This is a genomic window from Alkaliphilus crotonatoxidans, from assembly GCF_054658015.1.
This window is the reverse complement of sequence record NZ_BAAHXS010000004.1, coordinates 268,130-286,251: the sequence shown is the minus strand read 5'-3', so window position 1 is coordinate 286,251 and position 18,122 is coordinate 268,130. Positions and strand designations below refer to the sequence as shown.

Sequence of the window (18,122 nt, the reverse complement as noted above, 5' to 3'; positions counted from 1 at the left end):
TAGTACCAGAAAACTGATTGGAGGAATTATACATGAAGACAATTCGTATCGGCTCAGGAGCAGGCTATGCCGGTGACAGACTGGAGCCGGCCCTAACGCTTATGGAAAAAGGAAACCTGGATTATATCATATTTGAATGTCTGGCTGAGAGAACCATTGCCATTGGCCAGGAGCAAAAACTAAAAAATCCTAATAAGGGCTATAATGAACTGCTGGAATATCGAATGGATCAGGTATTGCCTTTAGTAAAGGAAAAATCCGTTAAAGTGATTACCAATATGGGTTCCGCCAACCCGGAGGCAGCAGCTGAAGTGATTAGGGAGATCGCCCTTAAAAAGGGAATAACAGGCCTAAAAATTGCTGCAGTTTTGGGAGACGATATATCCGATCGAATACAACAATATATGGATTACGATGTATTAGAATTAAATACGAAATTGAAAGCAATTGAAAATAAGATTATTTCAGCCAATGCTTATATCGGAGTAGAAGGAATCATAGAGGCCCTAAAAAAGGGTGCAGATATCATTGTAACAGGCAGAGTGGCTGATCCCTCCCTGGTCTTGGCTCCAATTATGTATGAATTTGACGTGAAAGAGGATGATTACGATCGAATAGGAAAGGGAATTATGACAGGTCATTTACTGGAATGTGCAGGGCAAATCACTGGAGGCTATTTTGCTGACCCCGGCCTTAAAGATGTACCGGAACTTTGGAATTTAGGGTTTCCCATCGCAGAGATCAGCGAAGATGGGGAGGTAGTCATTACAAAGGTTGAAGGAACCGGCGGACAGGTCACTACAGCCACCTGTAAGGAACAGTTAATCTATGAAATTCATGACCCAGCCGCCTACATTACCCCCGATGGTGTGGCGGACTATACCAATATTACCATGGAGCAAATTGGAAAGGATCGTGTGCTCATTAAAGGAGCCACAGGAAAGCCTAAAACCGATACCTTAAAGGTTAGTATAGGCTATCAGGATTGCTTCATTGGAGAAGGAGAAATAAGCTATGGAGGAAGCAATGCCTATGAAAAGGCAAGGCTAGGGGCAGAAATTGTCGTCAAAAGACTAGGCAGCACCGGCGTGAAATATGATGAATTAAGGGTTGATTATATTGGCGTCAATTCCCTTTATAAGGAGCATATTAGCAACGGCATGTTTACAGTACCCCCAAAAAATACCGAGGTTAGGTTGCGGGTATCGGGAAGAACTGCCACGAAAGCCGAAGCCGTAAAAATTGCCAATGAAGTAGAGGCCCTCTATACCAATGGACCTGCCGGGGGTGGTGGAGCAACCAAGTCGGCAAAGGAAATTGTCTCTATTGCATCTATTTTTATACCAAGAAGTCATATAAAAATTAAGGTTATCTACAGGGAGGTATAACATAATGAAGCTAAAGGAAATTGCCCATTCAAGAACCGGTGATAAGGGAAACATTTCAAACATTTCACTGATTGCCTACAGAGAAGAAGATTATGAATTGTTGAGAGAAAAAGTGACAGAAGAAAAGGTAAAGGAATGGTTTAAGGAGATTGTTCAAGGAGAGGTGAAGCGTTACGAGCTTCCCAGACTGGGGGCTTTGAATTTTGTAATGGATAAGGCCCTTGGCGGCGGTGTTACCCGCTCTCTGGCCCTGGATAAGCATGGAAAGAGTTTAAGTAGCGCTTTACTGGAAATGGAAATATAAAATCTATTAAAGGGAAAATGAGGTGATTGAAATGAAAAAAATAATTGAATTAGAAGGGGCCCTTGGTATGATCAAAAGGGGTATGACGGTTATGATTGGAGGTTTCCTAGGGGTTGGCAGTCCAGAGACACTTATTGACGGGCTGATCCAAAAGAAAATTACAGATCTAACCATCATTGCCAATGATACCTCCTTTCCCGAGGTTGGAATCGGAAAGCTAATCACCAATAAGATGGCGAAGAAAGTAATTGTATCCCATATTGGTACCAATCCTGAAACCGGACGACAAATGAATCACAAAGAAATGGAAGTCGAACTGGTTCCCCAGGGGACATTGGCAGAGAGAATCAGAAGTGGTGGAGCAGGCCTGGGGGGCTTTTTAACCCCCACTGGAATTGGTACAGTGGTTGAAGAGGGGAAGGAAAAAATAACCCTTGGTGGAAGGGAATATTTATTGGAGCTTCCCCTGAGGGCTGACGTGGCTTTAATTCTGGGAGCAAGGGTTGACGAAAAGGGAAATATCTATTATGACAAATCAGCCAGAAACTTCAACCCAATCATGGCCACTGCAGCGGATTTAGTGATTGTTGAAGCCGAAGAAATTGTACCAGTGGGTACTATTGATCCAAACGATGTCATGACTCCGGGAATCTTTGTGGATGCCATTGTGAAGGGGGGAAGGTAATATGAATATCAAGGAGCTGATAGCAAGGCGGGTTGCCCAGGAGCTTAAGGACGGCTATGTTGTTAATCTTGGCATTGGATTGCCTACCCTGGTGGCCAACTATGTTCCGCAGGAAATTGAAGTGGTGCTTCAATCAGAAAATGGGTTTGTAGGTATGGGCCCAACCCCTTCACCGGGCCAGGAGATTAAAAACCTAACCAATGCGGGGGGCCAACCGGTTACCCTGATGCCGGGGGCAGCTTACTTTGATAGTGCCATGTCCTTTTCTATTATCAGAGGAGGCCATGTGGATGTTACTGTGCTGGGAGCCCTTCAGGTGGATGAAAGGGGAAACCTGGCCAATTGGATGGTTCCTGGTGCCATGGTACCCGGTATGGGAGGCGCCATGGATTTAGTAGTGGGGGCTAAAAAAGTAATTGTGGCCATGACTCATACAGCCAAGGGAACTAAAAAAATTATGAAGAACTGTACATTGCCCTTGACTGCTAAGGAACAGGTAAATCTAATTGTTACAGAAATGGGTGTAATGGAGGTGGTCAATCAGCGGTTAGTTTTAAAGGAAATCAATCCACAGTTTACAGTGGAGGACGTACAGTCCATGACTGAGGCAGAATTGATCATAGCCAAGGATTTAAAAGAAATGAATCTGGCTTAAATTCAGGGCGTGTCTGAAAACCCACTCAAGGGCATCTTTCACCGCTTTTTTGTCCCACGCAGCGTTGCTTTTCCTTGACGTACCCCTGGTATGCCTTCAAAAAAGGGCCTTGCTTGGAACAAAAATTCAGTAAAATCTGCACCCTTCGGAGTATTCAGACACACCCTAGTATGTTTAATTCCAAGGAGGAAATAGAATGAAGGGTGAAGTTGTAATTGTAAGTGCTGTAAGAACCCCTATTGGGAGCTTCAATGGTTCATTGGTCAATGTATCACCGGCTGAACTGGGGGCTATTGCCATTAAAGAAGCGGTCAAAAGGGCCGGTATCGAATCAAAGCAGGTGGACGAAGTGTTCATGGGCTGTGTATTACAGGCAGGCCATGGGCAGGGAGTGGCCAGACAGGCTGCGGTAAAGGCAGGGATTCCTGTAGAGGTGCCGGCCTCTACAATTAATATGATATGCGGTTCAGGATTAAAAACCGTTTCCTTGGCAGCCCAATCTATCCTTTCAGGGGACAATGAGGTTGTCGTGGCGGGTGGAACAGAAAATATGAGTCAGGCAGCCTATGTCTTGAAAAATAGCCGGTGGGGGCAAAGAATGGGTCATGGAGAAATGATTGACACCATGATTAACGATGCCCTGACCGATGCCTTTCATCTTTACCATATGGGAGTAACAGCCGAAAATGTTGCCGAAAGGTGGGGAATCTCCAGAAAGGAACAGGATGAGTATGCCTGCAGCAGCCAATTGAGGGCAGCAAAGGCAAGGGATGAAGGCAAGTTCGCCGAAGAAATTGTACCTGTAGTGATTCCCCAGCGAAGGGGGGAGCCTGTGGTATTTGATACTGATGAGTACATTAAAGGGGATAGTACCATAGAAAAATTATCGAAGCTGAGACCAGCTTTTAAGAAGGAAGGTACGGTTACCGCAGGAAATGCTTCTGGAATCAATGACGGAGCCGCAGCCCTGGTGCTGATGAGCCGGAAAAGGGCAGAGGATTTGGGAATAACCCCGGTCGCAACAATTCTGTCCCATGCTTCCGCAGGAATTGAGCCTGAAATCATGGGGGCGGGGCCCATTCCAGCCTCCATTAAGGCCTTGAAAAAGGCCGGGCTGACAGTAGACCAGCTGGATTTAATAGAGGCCAACGAGGCCTTTGCGGCCCAAGCCATGGCAGTAGTAAGGGAGCTGAAGCTGAATATGGAGAGGGTTAATGTCAATGGCGGTGCCATAGCCCTAGGCCACCCTGTGGGGGCCAGCGGTGCCAGAATACTGGTAACCCTGCTGCATGAGATGAAAAGACAACACCTTCAGCTTGGCCTGGCCACCCTTTGTATCGGTGGCGGCATGGGTGAAGCCTGCATTATAAAAATGAATCCCCCTATGTTACGTTAATTTCTGATAATAATAAAGATCATGTAGGCAGCATAGCCCAATGAAAGAAAAATTCCTTCATATTTAGACAGCCTTGATTGGGATGCTGAGAAACAGAGCAGAATAAATGTCAGTAAAATCATGATGATTGCATCAACGAATATTTTGCTATTGAACACAAGGGGGGTAATTGCAGCGGAGGTCCCCAGGATGAAAAAAATATTAAAAATATTACTGCCGACAATATTACCCAGGGCAATTTCACTTTTCCCTTTCCTGGCAGCAGTTATAGAGGTGATCAACTCAGGTAGTGAAGTTCCCAGAGCGACAATGGTTAAGCCCACTAGGGTTTCACTCATTCCGAAGGTATAGGCAATTTGAACACTGCTGTTGACCACCAGCTCACCGCCTAAAATAATTGCCGCTAACCCCCCTAAGGTGAAGAGAACATCCTTAGTTAAAAGTTTGGTCTCAGCATCATTATTTTTAATAATTGCCTGATCACGGCTATTTTTAGCCACCTCGAAAATATAATAAAGAAAAATACTAAAAAAACATAGTAAAATAAGACCGTCACCTCTAGTAATTAAATTAGTGCTGAATTTCTGCAGCTGTCGATCAGCCATAAGGATCAATAAGACAATACTACCCAGTAAGGCAAAGGGAATTTCCTTTCTAATGGTTTCTCGCTGTACCTTTAAGGGATTAATCAAAGCAGTGGCCCCGATAATAAGAGAGGTATTAAAAATATTACTGCCGATTACGTTGCCCAGTGAGATATCTCCGCTTCCCCGAAGGGCAGCTGAAATACTGACCGCCGCTTCGGGAGAACTGGTACCAAAGGCAACAATAGTTAAACCAATTAGTATGGGGGGAATCCTTAAAAAAGCAGCAATTTTAGAGGCCCCCTCAACAAAATAATCTGCTCCCTTAATCAGTAATAAAAAACCAATTAACAAAAATAAGTAAACCATCAGCAATCTCCTCCTGAATGATATAATCTAATAAAATGGCAGCGGTTTATCATGTATTTTAAAACCAAGGGCCATTAAATATACTTGTTAAATAAAAAGACCTTTAACATAAATTTATCATGTAGATAAATCATGTTAAAGGTCTTGCTACTTTATACTAAAGGATAAAGCCAGACAGAAAAAACTGCCACGATGTTGACTTTATCAGTCCCGAAGGACAGCTACTCCCCTTCAACCAAGGTTTCATTTTATTTTATATTAGTATCGTAACAAATATTATTCTAAAAATCAACAATAAAAATTAATCTAACCAGGCTAATAATTGACCTGTTTTTCCTAGTCACTGCACTAAATCCTATTATTCTTGTATGGAGAGCTTATCCTTAAGCATATATTTAATTGTATGGTTGGGAGGGATAAGTTATGAAGCGAAGAAAAAGTAGAAAAAATAGATTTACTTTGATAATCTTACTGCTGATGGCAATAGCTGCAGGGGTCTATAGTATATATAACTACTTTACAAACGACGGTAAGGTAGAAGGCTTAAATGAGTATACCCTGTGGGAATACCAGATGCTGGACGAAAACCCAGATTACAATGATTTAAAAATACTGATTGATATTGCGGAAAAAAGACTATATCTTTTAAATGGCAATGAATTAATCAAAAAATATACCATAGCCAGTGGTAGAGAAGGGCATCCATCCCCCATCGGATCGTGGAAGGTGGTTCAAAAGGCAAAATGGGGGGGAGGCTTTGGTACCAGGTGGTTGGGATTAAACGTACCCTGGGGCAGATATGGGATTCACGGTACCAATAAACCCAATTCTATTGGCTACAATGCCTCTGCCGGGTGTATACGAATGCACAATCGAGATGTGGAAGACCTTTATCAATATGTGAAGCAGGGTACACCGGTGGCCATTGTCAATGGGGCCTTTGGCCCCTTTGGTTACGGGTTAAAGTCCCTGAAGCCTGGGGATTTTGGGGCAGATGTGGTAGAGGTTCAAAGACGTTTACGGGCCCTGGGCTACTACCAGGCAGATCATTTAGACGGAAAATACGGTCCCATGATGGAGTCAGCCATATATCAATTTCAGAAGGACCACGGCATACCTAAAAGTCCCGTGATTACCTATGAAACCCTCAAGGCCCTGGGGATTGTTCTGATGGAATAGTGCGTGGCTTTACAAAAAAATAACCTGAAAATAATTTAAATTCAATCCTCCCGTTGTACTATAAAGGTAAAGCAGAAGGGGTGGTATAACGGTGAGCACAATAACAGGACTTGTTAAACGTAGCGATATTATAATATTCTATCTTTTAAATAACCGGCTACATTGCCACTGGTTAGATCAGCTTATGAAGAAGATTACCCTTTTAGGAGATATACCCTTTGGGGTGGCAGTTCCTACTTATTTATTTCTGAGCAGTCGAGAGGATTGGAGAAAGGTTGCGCTGCAATTGGCAATTAATCTGATTGTTAGCCAGAGCATTGTTCAAAGCGTGAAGCGGCTGGTCAATCGCCCACGACCCTATTGTAAGCTTGAAAATGTAAATATGCTGGCTATGGTGCCCTGTCAATATTCCTTTCCATCGGGCCATACCTGCGCCGCCTTTATTCTGGCCCTCACCATTATGACTTTACACCCATTCGTTAAAATAATCTCCCTGGGTCTGGCAACCCTGGTGGGAATCTCTCGAATTTATCTAGGGGTCCATTATCCCAGTGATGTAATCATAGGCAGTTTAATCGCTCTGGTTACAACCTTCATTACCACCTGGATTTTTTAAAGGATCAAAAAAGAAGCAAGTCTTTAAAACATACTTGCTTCTTTTTAATGGGAATGAATGTTAAATTGCACGGTCATACTGGGCCTGATATAATCTGGCATACAGGCCATTTTGGGCCAGTAATCCATGATGGGTGCCTTCCTCCATAATCCCTTCCTCTGTTAAGACCATAATTCGATCAGCATGGCGAATGGTAGCCAGTCGGTGGGCAATGACCAGCGTAGTTCTGCTTTCAGAAAGCTTGATGAAGGATTCCTGAATCACCTTTTCAGTCTCATTATCGAGGGCTGATGTGGCCTCATCTAAAATTAAAATAGGTGGGTTTTTCAAAAAGATCCTGGCGATGGAAATACGTTGTTTTTGTCCCCCCGACAGCTTAACACCCCTTTCACCAATGTAGGTATCATAGCCGTTTTCTAAAGACATGATAAAATCATGGGCATTGGCCAGCTTGGCCGCCTCTACAATTTCCTCAAGGGTAGCATCAATCTTTCCGTAGGCAATATTATCTTTAATGGTGCCTGAAAACAGGAACACATCCTGTTGAACAATTCCAATATTTTTTCGCAGCGACTTTTGAGTAAATTGGCGAATATCCCTACCATCGATTGTAATGCTGCCCTGAGTGATTTCGTAAAATCGGGGGATTAAACTACACAGAGTTGTTTTACCTGAACCGGAGGGGCCTACAAAGGCCACTGTTTCTCCAGCCTTAATATTGAAATTAATATTTTCTAAAATACTCTTATGGTCGTTATAACTGAAGCCGACATTTTGGAAGGCTATTTCACCCTTTAGGCGGCCAGCTTCCACGGCATTCTTGGAATCAGTAATGTCAGGCATAATATCAAGGGTTTCTGTAAAGCGCTTAAAGCCTGACATGCCCTTTTGATAGTTTTCAACCAGGATGCTCATCCGGTGTATTGGCTGCAGAAACATGGAAACATAAAGCAGAAAGCCCACAAGGTCCCCCGCAGAAAGGGAGCCCTGATAAATGAAAATACCACCAAAGACGATAACGATCAAATTAATAAGGTTAGCAAAAAAGTTAATTCCTGCATAAAAATGTCCCATTATTTTAAAGGAATTTTCCTTAGACATTCTGAAATTATAGTTGCCCCGATCAAATTTTTCCCTTTCATAGGCTTCGTTGGTATAGGATTTGACAACCCGAACCCCTGAAATACTATCCTCTACCTGGGCATTTATATCGGCAATTTTTAGCCGCATATCCCGGAAGGCCACCTGCATTTTTTTATTTTGCAATATCGAAAAGATCAGCATGATTGGAATAATAGAAAAAATAATGAGGGTCAGCTTCCAGTTAATATTGATCATAATAATAAAGGAGCCAAGCAGGGTAACCACTGCAATAAATAAATCCTCAGGTCCATGATGGGCCAATTCCGAAATCTCGTTTAAGTCATTAACCAAACGTGACATGATGTGGCCGGTCTTAGTGTTGTCAAAAAAATTAAATGATAGCTTTTGTATGTGGTTAAAGAGATCGTTCCGCATATCGTATTCGATTCGAACACCAAGAACATGACCCCAGTAATCGACAATGTAATTTAATATGTAGCGAACAATGTAAAGGATCAAGAGTCCGCCACCGGCAAATAAAATCCAGCGAAGGTTTCTGGCTGGTAAAATATCATCTACCATTAGACTGACCACCATGGGGAAAATCAAGTCCAACAGAGCCATTATAAAGGCGCAGGTAAAATCAAGTATAAATAGAGGTAGATGATTTCGATAATAGGGTATAAAGCGTTTCATAGTAAATCCTCCTTATATTCTTCGACTCCCTAAGAAAACATTATATCATAGATAGGGAGGTTTTTGAATATAAATACGAACTCTTGTTTCCTATAGTAATTTCAGGTAATATTATAATAATACTAACAAATTGAAGGAGGAATCCCCATGATCATCTACAGAAAAATACAGTCGGAGGATTATAAAGACATAGTTGAAATCTGTCAAGACATTTGGGATGGGGCAGATTATTTACCAGATTTTTTTGAAGGGTGGCTCCTTGATGAAGGATGTTTTTTAGGGGGAATTGATACAGAGACGAATCAGGTTATCGTGGTGGGAAAATATTCCATTTTGCCAGATGGAAGCGGATGGCTGGAGGGGTTAAGGGTACACCCTCGATATCGTGGGAAGGGCCTTTCTAAAGACATTATTTTAAGGCTTTTGAATATGGCTAAGGTGGATTTGGAAAAGGGGTTGATCAATAAAATTGCCTTTTCAACCCATATCAGCAGTGCAGCCAGTATTCATACGATGAAACAGTTGAATTTTAAACTCAGACAGGAGCATATTACCCTGACAAAGGATTATGATGCCCTGGATACTGGTTTAAGACTTGAGGATTTTCACGAAGAACCATGGGGGATCAGCTTTGAAGCGTTTCAACAGCTAAAGTATTTTCAAGACAGAGATCAATATATTCCCCTGGCTTTTGTTTTTCAGACCCCTAATTTCAATGTATTTCAAGAACTCAAAGAATCAGGGGCCTTTGTAAAAATCAATGGCGTGCCAGGCATTTATAAATTTAAGGGAGAGCCCTATTTCATTGCCCTGAATGATGATTTTGACAGCATTAATACCTTTATGAACTACTATTGCCTAAAAAATCGTGATCGGTGTAAATTTACGCCTATTACCACCATTTTGCCAAAACGATTAGACCTCATCAGCCAGCTTAAGCAGGCTCACTTTACCGTAATGAACAACTGGCAGCCGGATTATTATTATTTTGTCTACGAGCCATAGTTTAAATGATTGATTCCTTTGAATAAATATCAGAAAACTCGACATTAATTTTTTCTACATAGCCGCAGGACTCATGCTTTTCAGATTCCGCTTCATTTTCATTATCTTGAAGTGCAATCCCCGGCAGATAAATGGTAAAGGCCGTTCCCTGACCCAATTGGCTTACCACTTCAATTGAACCTCCATGAAGCTCCACAAGGGATTTAACCAGTGACAGGCCGATACCGCTGCTGTGCTGATCTTTATCCAGCGAACGGTTAATCTGCTTGAAGCGTTCAAAGAGAACATTCATTTTTTCTTGAGGAATACCAACTCCTGTATCTGAAACCACCACTTTAATACGTTCATTTTCATCCATAAGCCTCACTTCAATATGGCCACCTTTGGGGGTAAACTTGACTGCGTTTGAAAGGAGGTTTAACATAATCCTTTCAATTTTATCAGGGTCGCAGGCAATAACCTTTTCCTCTACATCGGTATCAAAAATTAGTTCAATAGACTTGTTCTCAATATATTCAGCCACCGACAGGGTAATACTTTCAATCAAATAAACAATATCTTGGTTTTTCAGGTCCAGCTCTAAAAATCCAAAGTCGATTTTTGATAAATCAATAATGTTGTTTATCAACCTCAGCAATCGATAGCAATTTTGCTTCATAATATGAATATATTTCTTAGCACTATCCTTTTGATTTATATTCATAGGCTCTTCAATCAGCAGACAAAAAAGCTGTAGGGTCGAAAAAATCACATTAATTGGTGTTCTTAGCTCGTGAGACACGTTTGAGAAAAATTCTGTTCTCAGTTGATCCCGGCGTAAGGCTTCTTTAAGCTGCTGGGTCTTTTCATCTATTTCATGTTTAAGCGATTCTACTATTTTTTCCTCTCTTAAATCCCTAATGGTACACATCGCTGCGGCTTTGCCATTATTTTTGAAGTATTGAAGGGTAAGCCTGACAGGAATTTGTTCGCCGTTTTTAGCTAGGTGAACACTTTCAATAGAGGCATACTTATCTTTCCTTAATTTAGAACAAAGTAATTTTACTTGCTCTTGATCCAACCCCTGGTCTATATCCAAAAAGGACCGATTAAGCAGTTCCTCCTTGGTAAAGCCCAATTGCAGCTGCGCCCTGGGATTGACATCGATGATTTCATTAGGATAAAACCCTTGATCCAAATGGTATAAAAGAATCCCATCATTGGCATGAAGAAAAAGATTACGAAATTTCCGTTCACTCTCCCGAAGCCTATGATGGCTTTGAAAAAACTGCTGATAAATATAAACACCCAAAATAAAGGTGATCATTAGGGTAACCGAGGTGATAATGGCTTTCTCCAAATTTGCAGCGGTAAAATTAAGCAGTTGGCCAGGCAATGAAAAGAAATAGAAGGAATAAACGATAGTCATGAGGGTACTGACCAAGCCTAGAATAATTCCGCCAGAAAAAAGGGCAAAGTAAATGGCAAGGGAAAAAATAGTTGCATGATGCAGCATCCCAATACCCCTTTGGTTCAGATATTCAAATGACAGAATGACGATTACGGTCAGAATGATTCCCTTGAGCTGGCTAAGTCTTAGAAAATCCTTGGTAATAAACCACCCCAATTGGGAATTTTTTTGTAGATTACCATGGAACTGATGCATGAACATTCCCCCAATCATAATAATGTTACGGACAACGAAATTAACAGTTTTACATTTTAAAAAATCATACATGTGACACAGTGTACTTCTATAAAAAGGGAAACATTCCTGCATGAAAAATTCACAATGTTTCGACTCCTTACTACGAGAAGAATTAATATTTTTTGTCAAAACAAGTATATACCAATGAATCGACAGGTTAACTGAACATTTTAGAGTTAGTAGATATTGAATTTTAATATGAAGGAATAGATAGATAAACATACAATTGATCAATTTTTCATATTTTGATAATAGGAATTACCCCTCAAGTAAAGGAGATGAAAGTATGTGTGGAATTGTCGGATGGGTAGATTTCAAGAACAATTTGGTAGAGCATAGAAAACTGATAGAAACAATGGCCGATTCCCTGGCCCATCGAGGACCGGATGCTTCAGGAATTTTTATGAATCAAAATGCTTTGCTGGGCCACAGACGCCTGACGGTGGTTGATCCCGAAGGGGGTGGGCAGCCAATGACAAAGGTACTGGGGGAAAAAAGCTACTCGATCGTATATAATGGCGAGCTTTACAATACTGAAGAATTAAGAGAAAAACTATCGGCACGGGGTTATGCTTTCGAATCCTATTCCGATACCGAGGTATTGCTGACGGCCTATATAGAATGGGGCCCCGACTGTGTCTTAGAGCTTAATGGGATCTATGCCTTTGCAGTTTTAGATGAGGCAGAAAAAATGCTATTTTTAGCCAGAGACAGACTGGGAGTTAAGCCACTATTCTACAGCACCCTGTCAACCGGACTAGTGTTTGCATCAGAATTAAAGGCATTGCTGGCCCATCCTCAAATTAGTCCCCAGGTTGGGGAGGAGGGGATTATGGAGATCATTGGGCTCGGTCCGGCTCGTTCCCCCGGTCAAGGTATTTTCAAAGGGATTCACGAGGTACCTCCGGCCCATTATTTAATCCTCCGGCAGGAACAAAAAAAGCTACAAGAATATTGGCAGCTGGAAAGCAAGCCCCATGAAGACGACCTAAATTCAACCATTGAAAAGGTTCGGGAATTGCTGGTAGATGCAGTGGAAAGACAGCTGGTTTCTGATGTTCCCCTTTGTACCTTCTTGTCGGGAGGTTTAGATTCCAGCGCCATTTCAGCCATTTCGGCCAGGGCCTATAAGCGGGATACCCGGGGTCAGCTGAATACCTTTTCCATTGACTATGTGGATAATGATTTATATTTTCAGCCCAGCGAATTTCAACCCAATTCCGATAAACTATGGGTAAAAAAGATGACCCATACAATTAACTCGAAGCATCATGACATATTAATTGACACGCCTCAATTGGTGGCCGCCTTAAAGGATGCTGTATTGGCCAACGATTTACCGGGGATGGCTGATGTGGATTCATCCCTGTTGCTTTTTTGCAAGGAAGTCAAAAAACAGGCTACTGTTGCCCTTTCGGGAGAATGTGCTGATGAAATCTTTGGCGGATACCCATGGTTCAGAAAAAAGGAAGACATAGAAGCCACAACCTTTCCCTGGTCAAAGGCAACTGCCGAACGGGTAAACCTCTTGAGGTCTGAAATGAGGCACTTACCTGTCATTGATCATGTACAGACTCAATATCACGATACCTTGAGGGAGGTGCCGGCATTAGAGGGAGAAACCGAAGAAGTACACCGAATGAGGGAAATTTCTTATCTGAACCTAAAATGGTTTATGATTACCCTGCTAAATCGAAAAGACCGGATGAGTATGGCCAATGGTCTGGAGGTCAGAGTACCCTTTGCGGACCATAGAATTGTAGAATATGCCTGGAATATACCCATAGAAATGAAATATTGCGATAACCGGGAAAAGGGGTTATTAAGAAGGGCCTTGGAGGGCATCCTACCAAAGGAAATATTGGATAGAAAAAAGAGTCCCTATCCCAAAACCCATCATCCTGGCTATCTAAAGGCAGTTCAAAGAGAAATGAAAAAGGTATTGGCCGATAAAAATGCACCCCTTTGGAATATAATTGACAAGGGGAAAGTATGGGATATTGTCAATACTTCTGGTGCTTCCTTTGGAAAGCCATGGTATGGTCAATTGATGACAGGGCCTCAGCTGCTGGCTTATCTTTTACAGGTTAATATTTGGATGAAGGAATACGGGGTAATACTGGTATAGCTTCAAGATAAGAGAAATAAAAGGAAGCAGTTATCTATACAAGCTTAAAAAAAGCAGGTATAATAAAAGAACAAAGTCATGCCTTGAAGAATTTATAGGAAGACTTTCTTGAAATACATTGCAGAAATTATAGCTTATCTACAATTATAAGAAAATATAATTTCCTATTGTATTATAAATAGCAAAAAGAAATTATCAAATTTGAGGTGGAAGATGACTGGAATAAAAGTACGAAGGATAAAACTAAAGGAAGCCAAAGAGCTGGGAATCGATTCCTGGAACCGATGGAATTGTGAGCCCGATCAATTTGATTGGGAATACCCCGAGGAAGAAACGGCCTATTTTTATGAAGGTGATGTAATCATTACAACGCCCCATGAAACCATCCAGCTTACAGGTGGAATGCTGGTAACCTTTCCCAAGGGGTTAAAGTGCCACTGGAATGTAAGAGAAAGAATAGAGAAGGTATACACCTTCCACTTCGATATGGGGGCCATAGACAATTAGTCAGTAAAGAATAATAATAAATTGATTGTCTAAAAAGCGGTGGCATGACTACATCGCTTTTTAGCTTTCTTTCAATTAGCCTAATGGTTGTATTCCTTTTTCATGGTTACCAATAATCTTGTCTAGACTCAATCTAATATTCTCATTTGCTCGCCACCATATTCCACGCCCGAGGCAAGGCCCCAGTCACTCATCAAAACCTTTCCCGTATCAACTTCTGTTAATTCAAGGAAAACCCGACCTAGAAGACTTTCCTGAACCAATGGGATCATTTTCCCATTCCTTGGCCCACGGCACAAAATAAAGGAATCCTTCAAGGTTTTAGTAATAATCCGAAGTATATGGCTTTTGCTTCTTAGATAAATTTCAACATCTTCACCATGGGGGATGATTTTCATAACGGACCTATTCATGGTAGTAAATTCATAAAAGGTCTGATTGAAAGAAAGGCCCACTAAAAACCCCCTAAAGCTGGTAAACCAAAGTGGTATGTGACCGATGGAACAGCTAAGGGCAGCATCTGAGTTGGAGAAGTGGTTTGATTGAATCCAAATCCAAGAATAGGGAAAGGCATTTCCCCAGTTCTTTTCAATATAACCCTTGCCTCCATCTAAGCAATATACCCTATCGTCGATGGTGATGTTTCCCATCAGGGTCATATCAATGGCACAAACCTGACTATAGCATTGTAAAAAGGGTATTAAATTAAAGTAGCCCATGCTGCCTGGAGAAAGGAATTTACAGGGCCATTGCTTTAACCCGGTAAAGCTGATCATTCCCTTAATGCACTGCTCAGGTGTGTCTAATTGTAGCTTAATCCCCCTTAGAGAAAAGGAATTTTCCTTTATCTTTACCTGAAAGGGTTTTTGCTGTGGAACAAAATCCAAGATAGGAAACCGGTGATAGGTATAACTCCCCCTAGAACCCTCCAGTATCTGTAAAAAACAGTGGGCCTCTTTGGGATCCTTATCATGGAAAATACCTGGAATCAATGAAAGGGCTTCTGTGGCATTTTGATTCACCAGCTTGAAATACCAGCCCTCGAACTGATTCCAGGGGGTTCTTCCGTGATACAAATTTGGTTGGAGCATGGCCTTTAACAATAGTATTCCTCCCTGAAAAAGCTGTTTTTTTAGTATAGGCCAAGATCATAATAAATTAGTCAAATTCATAGAGAAAAGATGAACTAATCTAATAATAAAGATATGATACCGAAGAAGAGGAGGACTGATAAAATGGAACAAAATATAACTTTAAAGGAAATGCAAAAAATAGTGGATGAATACATTGGTCAATTTGAGGAGGGCTATTTTTCTCCTCTGGCCCTAATGGCCAGGTTGACTGAAGAGGCCGGAGAACTGGCTCGGGAAATAAATCATTATTATGGAGAAAAGCCTAAGAAAAAAAGTGAACCCTATAATACTGTAGATATGGAGCTGGCAGACTGTATGTTTATTCTCATATGCTTTGCTAATTCCCTCAATATTGACCTGGAGGAGGCTTTTTTCAGTATGATGGAAAAATTCAACACACGGGATAAAGACAGGTGGACAAGAAAAGAAAAAAATAGGTAAAGGGAATTATATACTTATGTAGAATTGTAGAAATGTAACAATAGTAAATAAAAACATATTTGAATGACATCAATCATTACAAATGGGGTGTAAAATGAAAAAGAGATTATTAATTTGTGTTACAGTGTTGCTCTTCTTTTCTGCAGTAATTGTATTATTAGGTACCTATGGTCTATTCAGCTACCACACCCAGCGGTTTATTATTGCGGAAATGGCCCTTGTCATGATTACATTCACCGTACTGATTATTACAATTAATCTTTTTATTTCAAAGTATCTTTCCAAGCGCAATAAAAATTATGAAATGAATAAAAAAATTCTGGAGAGTATCATTGAAATCAGTGATTCAATACTGACGGTCAAAAAAATTGAAGAGCTGTTTCAATTAATATTGAAAAGGGTCGTACAAATTATCGATGATGCAGAGATGGGCAGCTTAATGATTTTAAAGGATAATCATTTAGAATTTAAAGCAGTGGTGGGCTTTGACTATGAAAAAATTAAGTCGATAAAACTAAACCTGGAAGATACCTTTCTTTATCGCATGGGTAAGGGAAAGATACAGCATGCCTGTATCATTAGAGGAATAGAAAAATTTAATAAAGAAGTCTTCGATGAAAAGCTGTATCAATCCTTTAATGAATCGAATTTTTTTATAACCAAGTCAGCAGTCAGCGCTCCAATACTGATTAATGGGGTACTTTATGGCATGATTAATGTTGACAGTACCCGAAAAGATGCCTTTGTAGAGGCGGATCTTTTGTTGATGGAATACTTTGCATCCCAGGTGGGAACAGTCATCAGAAACCATCAATTGGTAGATAAGCTCATGTATTTGTCGCAATATGATAAACTGACCGGGGTCTATAATCGAAGCTACTTTGAAGAATTACTAAATCATAGATTAGCAGCAATACAAAAAGAATGTGGTACCTTTACGATAGCTATATTTGACCTCAATAATTTAAAGGTTGCCAACGATACCTATGGACATCAGATAGGAGATGTACTCATCAAAAATTTTGCAGATACCCTAAAGCGACACATGGATGAAGGGGATTTATTTGCCAGATACGGAGGAGATGAATTTATCGCCGTATATTTTAATCAAAGCAAGGCACAGGTTAACGAAAAGATCAATCAGCTCATAAAAGGCTTCCGAAAAGAACCCCTGAGGATCGGGAAAGAGACACTTCATATTGAATTTAGTTTTGGTACAGCCCTCTATCCGCAAGACTCCAGGGATATAGACAAGATCATTTCAATAGCAGATAATACCATGTACTGCCATAAACAACAGACAAAAGGCCTTGATAAATGTCAAATTTAAAAACCCAGCCATAGAAACTTTGCCAGGCTGGGTTTAATATCTGAACTAAGATGCAATTGTCAGCCAACTAGTGTTACAATGACAATGATGATTCCTACTATCCAGGTATAATACGAGAAATAATAAAGCTTCTCTTTCTTGATAAAATTGATGAGGGTTTTGATAGCCAACAGACCTGCCAGGAAAGCCGACAGAACTCCGGCTAAAATAATACCAAGGGAAAAGTCTCCCAGACCAACCTCCAATACATCCTTTACTTCGAAAACAGTGGCCCCTAAAATCGCTGGTATAGAAATTAAAAAGGAGAATTTAGTCGCCAGCTCCTTATTAAAACCTAACAGCAGCGAACCAACAATAGTTGAACCGGAACGGGAAATACCAGGGGTTATGGCCAAGCCTTGGAAGGTTCCCACCAGGGCGGCATCGGTCCACTTCATTTGGTTCACATTTTTCTGACCTTTATGTATTTTTTCAGCCATCCATAATAGCGTACCTGTAACCATCAATGCCAGCCCCACAATCAGCTGAGAGGTAAAAAGGCCGGCGATCAGGTCTTTAAAGATAACCCCCATTAAGCCAGTAGGGATCGTAGCCACAATAATAAATAGACCAAGCTTTCTGTATTGATTTTGAAGTTTTATCCCTTTACCTGTGATAAATTCCTTAAGCATTTTAAGAAACTCAACAATAATATTGACGATATCCTGACTATAGACAAAAAGCACCGAAATTAGGGTACCGAAATGCAGCATAACCGAAAAAAATAGTATTCTGTCCTCAGGAACCTTAAGAAGGCTTTGGGTGATGGCCAGATGACCTGAGCTGCTGACTGGCAAAAATTCTGTTAATCCCTGTACAATCCCTAAAATTATTGCCTTAATAATATTCACTGAAACACCTCCTGAAAAAAGTATATTCACTAATGTCGATTATAAC

17 protein-coding genes are annotated in these 18,122 nt (G+C 40.9%); 12 read left to right on the top strand and 5 right to left on the bottom strand.

Annotated elements, in window-relative coordinates; all coding sequences use genetic code 11:
* The first annotated feature begins 32 nt into the window (after positions 1-32).
* The 5 genes from ACYQ1I_RS03905 (at position 33) to ACYQ1I_RS03885 (ending at position 4,428) form a co-directional block, all read left to right on the top strand.
* On the top strand, positions 33-1,388 hold the full coding sequence (locus ACYQ1I_RS03905; protein WP_459762572.1) for an acyclic terpene utilization AtuA family protein: 1,356 nt from the start codon (positions 33-35) through the stop codon (positions 1,386-1,388).
* A 4-nt stretch (positions 1,389-1,392) separates the two neighbouring features.
* Complete coding sequence (locus ACYQ1I_RS03900) at positions 1,393-1,692, top strand: AtuA-related protein (protein ID WP_459762570.1); 300 nt, start codon at positions 1,393-1,395, stop codon at positions 1,690-1,692.
* A gap of 31 nt (positions 1,693-1,723) precedes the next feature.
* A complete protein-coding gene (locus tag ACYQ1I_RS03895) occupies positions 1,724-2,377 on the top strand; it encodes a CoA transferase subunit A (protein ID WP_459762568.1) in 654 nt (217 codons plus the stop codon).
* A 1-nt stretch (position 2,378) separates the two neighbouring features.
* A complete protein-coding gene (locus tag ACYQ1I_RS03890) occupies positions 2,379-3,032 on the top strand; it encodes a 3-oxoacid CoA-transferase subunit B (RefSeq protein ID WP_459762566.1) in 654 nt (217 codons plus the stop codon).
* A 196-nt stretch (positions 3,033-3,228) separates the two neighbouring features.
* Entirely contained in the window at positions 3,229-4,428 is a 1,200-nt protein-coding gene (locus tag ACYQ1I_RS03885; RefSeq protein ID WP_459762561.1) for an acetyl-CoA C-acetyltransferase, read from the top strand.
* Here the strand turns inward: ACYQ1I_RS03885 and ACYQ1I_RS03880 are convergent.
* The gene (locus ACYQ1I_RS03880) at positions 4,425-5,381 is read right to left on the bottom strand and encodes a calcium/sodium antiporter (protein ID WP_459762559.1); all 957 of its coding nucleotides are present in this window, start codon (positions 5,379-5,381) and stop codon (positions 4,425-4,427) included. The genes ACYQ1I_RS03885 and ACYQ1I_RS03880 overlap by 4 nt on opposite strands.
* A gap of 423 nt (positions 5,382-5,804) precedes the next feature.
* On the opposite strand from ACYQ1I_RS03880, the gene ACYQ1I_RS03875 reads away from it, so the two are divergent.
* Both ACYQ1I_RS03875 and ACYQ1I_RS03870 read left to right on the top strand, forming a co-directional pair.
* Entirely contained in the window at positions 5,805-6,560 is a 756-nt protein-coding gene (locus tag ACYQ1I_RS03875) for a L,D-transpeptidase family protein (RefSeq protein WP_459762557.1), read from the top strand.
* Positions 6,561-6,651: 91 nt separating this feature from the next.
* On the top strand, positions 6,652-7,176 hold the full coding sequence (locus tag ACYQ1I_RS03870; protein ID WP_459762555.1) for a phosphatase PAP2 family protein: 525 nt from the start codon (positions 6,652-6,654) through the stop codon (positions 7,174-7,176).
* 60 nt (positions 7,177-7,236) lie between these two features.
* Here the strand turns inward: ACYQ1I_RS03870 and ACYQ1I_RS03865 are convergent, their stop codons facing one another.
* Positions 7,237-8,955: an ABC transporter ATP-binding protein gene (locus ACYQ1I_RS03865; RefSeq protein WP_459762553.1), complete on the bottom strand. Its 1,719-nt coding sequence runs from the start codon at positions 8,953-8,955 to the stop codon at positions 7,237-7,239.
* A gap of 147 nt (positions 8,956-9,102) precedes the next feature.
* Between ACYQ1I_RS03865 and ACYQ1I_RS03860 the strand changes: the two genes are divergently transcribed.
* Entirely contained in the window at positions 9,103-9,960 is an 858-nt protein-coding gene (locus ACYQ1I_RS03860) for a GNAT family N-acetyltransferase (protein ID WP_459762551.1), read from the top strand.
* A gap of 1 nt (position 9,961) precedes the next feature.
* On the opposite strand, the gene ACYQ1I_RS03855 is transcribed toward ACYQ1I_RS03860, so the two are convergent.
* Positions 9,962-11,677, bottom strand: coding sequence for a sensor histidine kinase (locus ACYQ1I_RS03855; RefSeq protein ID WP_459762549.1), 1,716 nt, complete (start codon positions 11,675-11,677; stop codon positions 9,962-9,964).
* A gap of 256 nt (positions 11,678-11,933) precedes the next feature.
* Here ACYQ1I_RS03855 and asnB point away from each other — a divergent pair, with 256 nt between their 5' ends.
* Both asnB and ACYQ1I_RS03845 read left to right on the top strand, forming a co-directional pair.
* The gene (asnB, locus tag ACYQ1I_RS03850) at positions 11,934-13,775 is read left to right on the top strand and encodes an asparagine synthase (glutamine-hydrolyzing) (protein ID WP_459762547.1); all 1,842 of its coding nucleotides are present in this window, start codon (positions 11,934-11,936) and stop codon (positions 13,773-13,775) included.
* Between the two features lie 213 nt (positions 13,776-13,988).
* Positions 13,989-14,282: a cupin domain-containing protein gene (locus tag ACYQ1I_RS03845; protein ID WP_459762545.1), complete on the top strand. Its 294-nt coding sequence runs from the start codon at positions 13,989-13,991 to the stop codon at positions 14,280-14,282.
* Between the two features lie 128 nt (positions 14,283-14,410).
* On the opposite strand, the gene ACYQ1I_RS03840 is transcribed toward ACYQ1I_RS03845, so the two are convergent.
* Positions 14,411-15,385: a tocopherol cyclase family protein gene (locus ACYQ1I_RS03840; RefSeq protein ID WP_459762543.1), complete on the bottom strand. Its 975-nt coding sequence runs from the start codon at positions 15,383-15,385 to the stop codon at positions 14,411-14,413.
* A gap of 132 nt (positions 15,386-15,517) precedes the next feature.
* Between ACYQ1I_RS03840 and ACYQ1I_RS03835 the strand changes: the two genes are divergently transcribed.
* Together ACYQ1I_RS03835 and ACYQ1I_RS03830 are read left to right on the top strand one after the other, a co-directional pair.
* Positions 15,518-15,856, top strand: a complete 339-nt coding sequence (locus ACYQ1I_RS03835; RefSeq protein ID WP_459762541.1) for a nucleotide pyrophosphohydrolase — start codon at positions 15,518-15,520, stop codon at positions 15,854-15,856.
* Between the two features lie 94 nt (positions 15,857-15,950).
* Positions 15,951-17,186, top strand: a complete 1,236-nt coding sequence (locus ACYQ1I_RS03830) for a sensor domain-containing diguanylate cyclase (RefSeq protein WP_459762539.1) — start codon at positions 15,951-15,953, stop codon at positions 17,184-17,186.
* 59 nt (positions 17,187-17,245) lie between these two features.
* Here the strand turns inward: ACYQ1I_RS03830 and uppP are convergent, their stop codons facing one another.
* Complete coding sequence (gene uppP, locus ACYQ1I_RS03825) at positions 17,246-18,076, bottom strand: undecaprenyl-diphosphatase UppP (RefSeq protein WP_459762537.1); 831 nt, start codon at positions 18,074-18,076, stop codon at positions 17,246-17,248.
* Between the last annotated feature and the right edge of the window lie 46 nt (positions 18,077-18,122).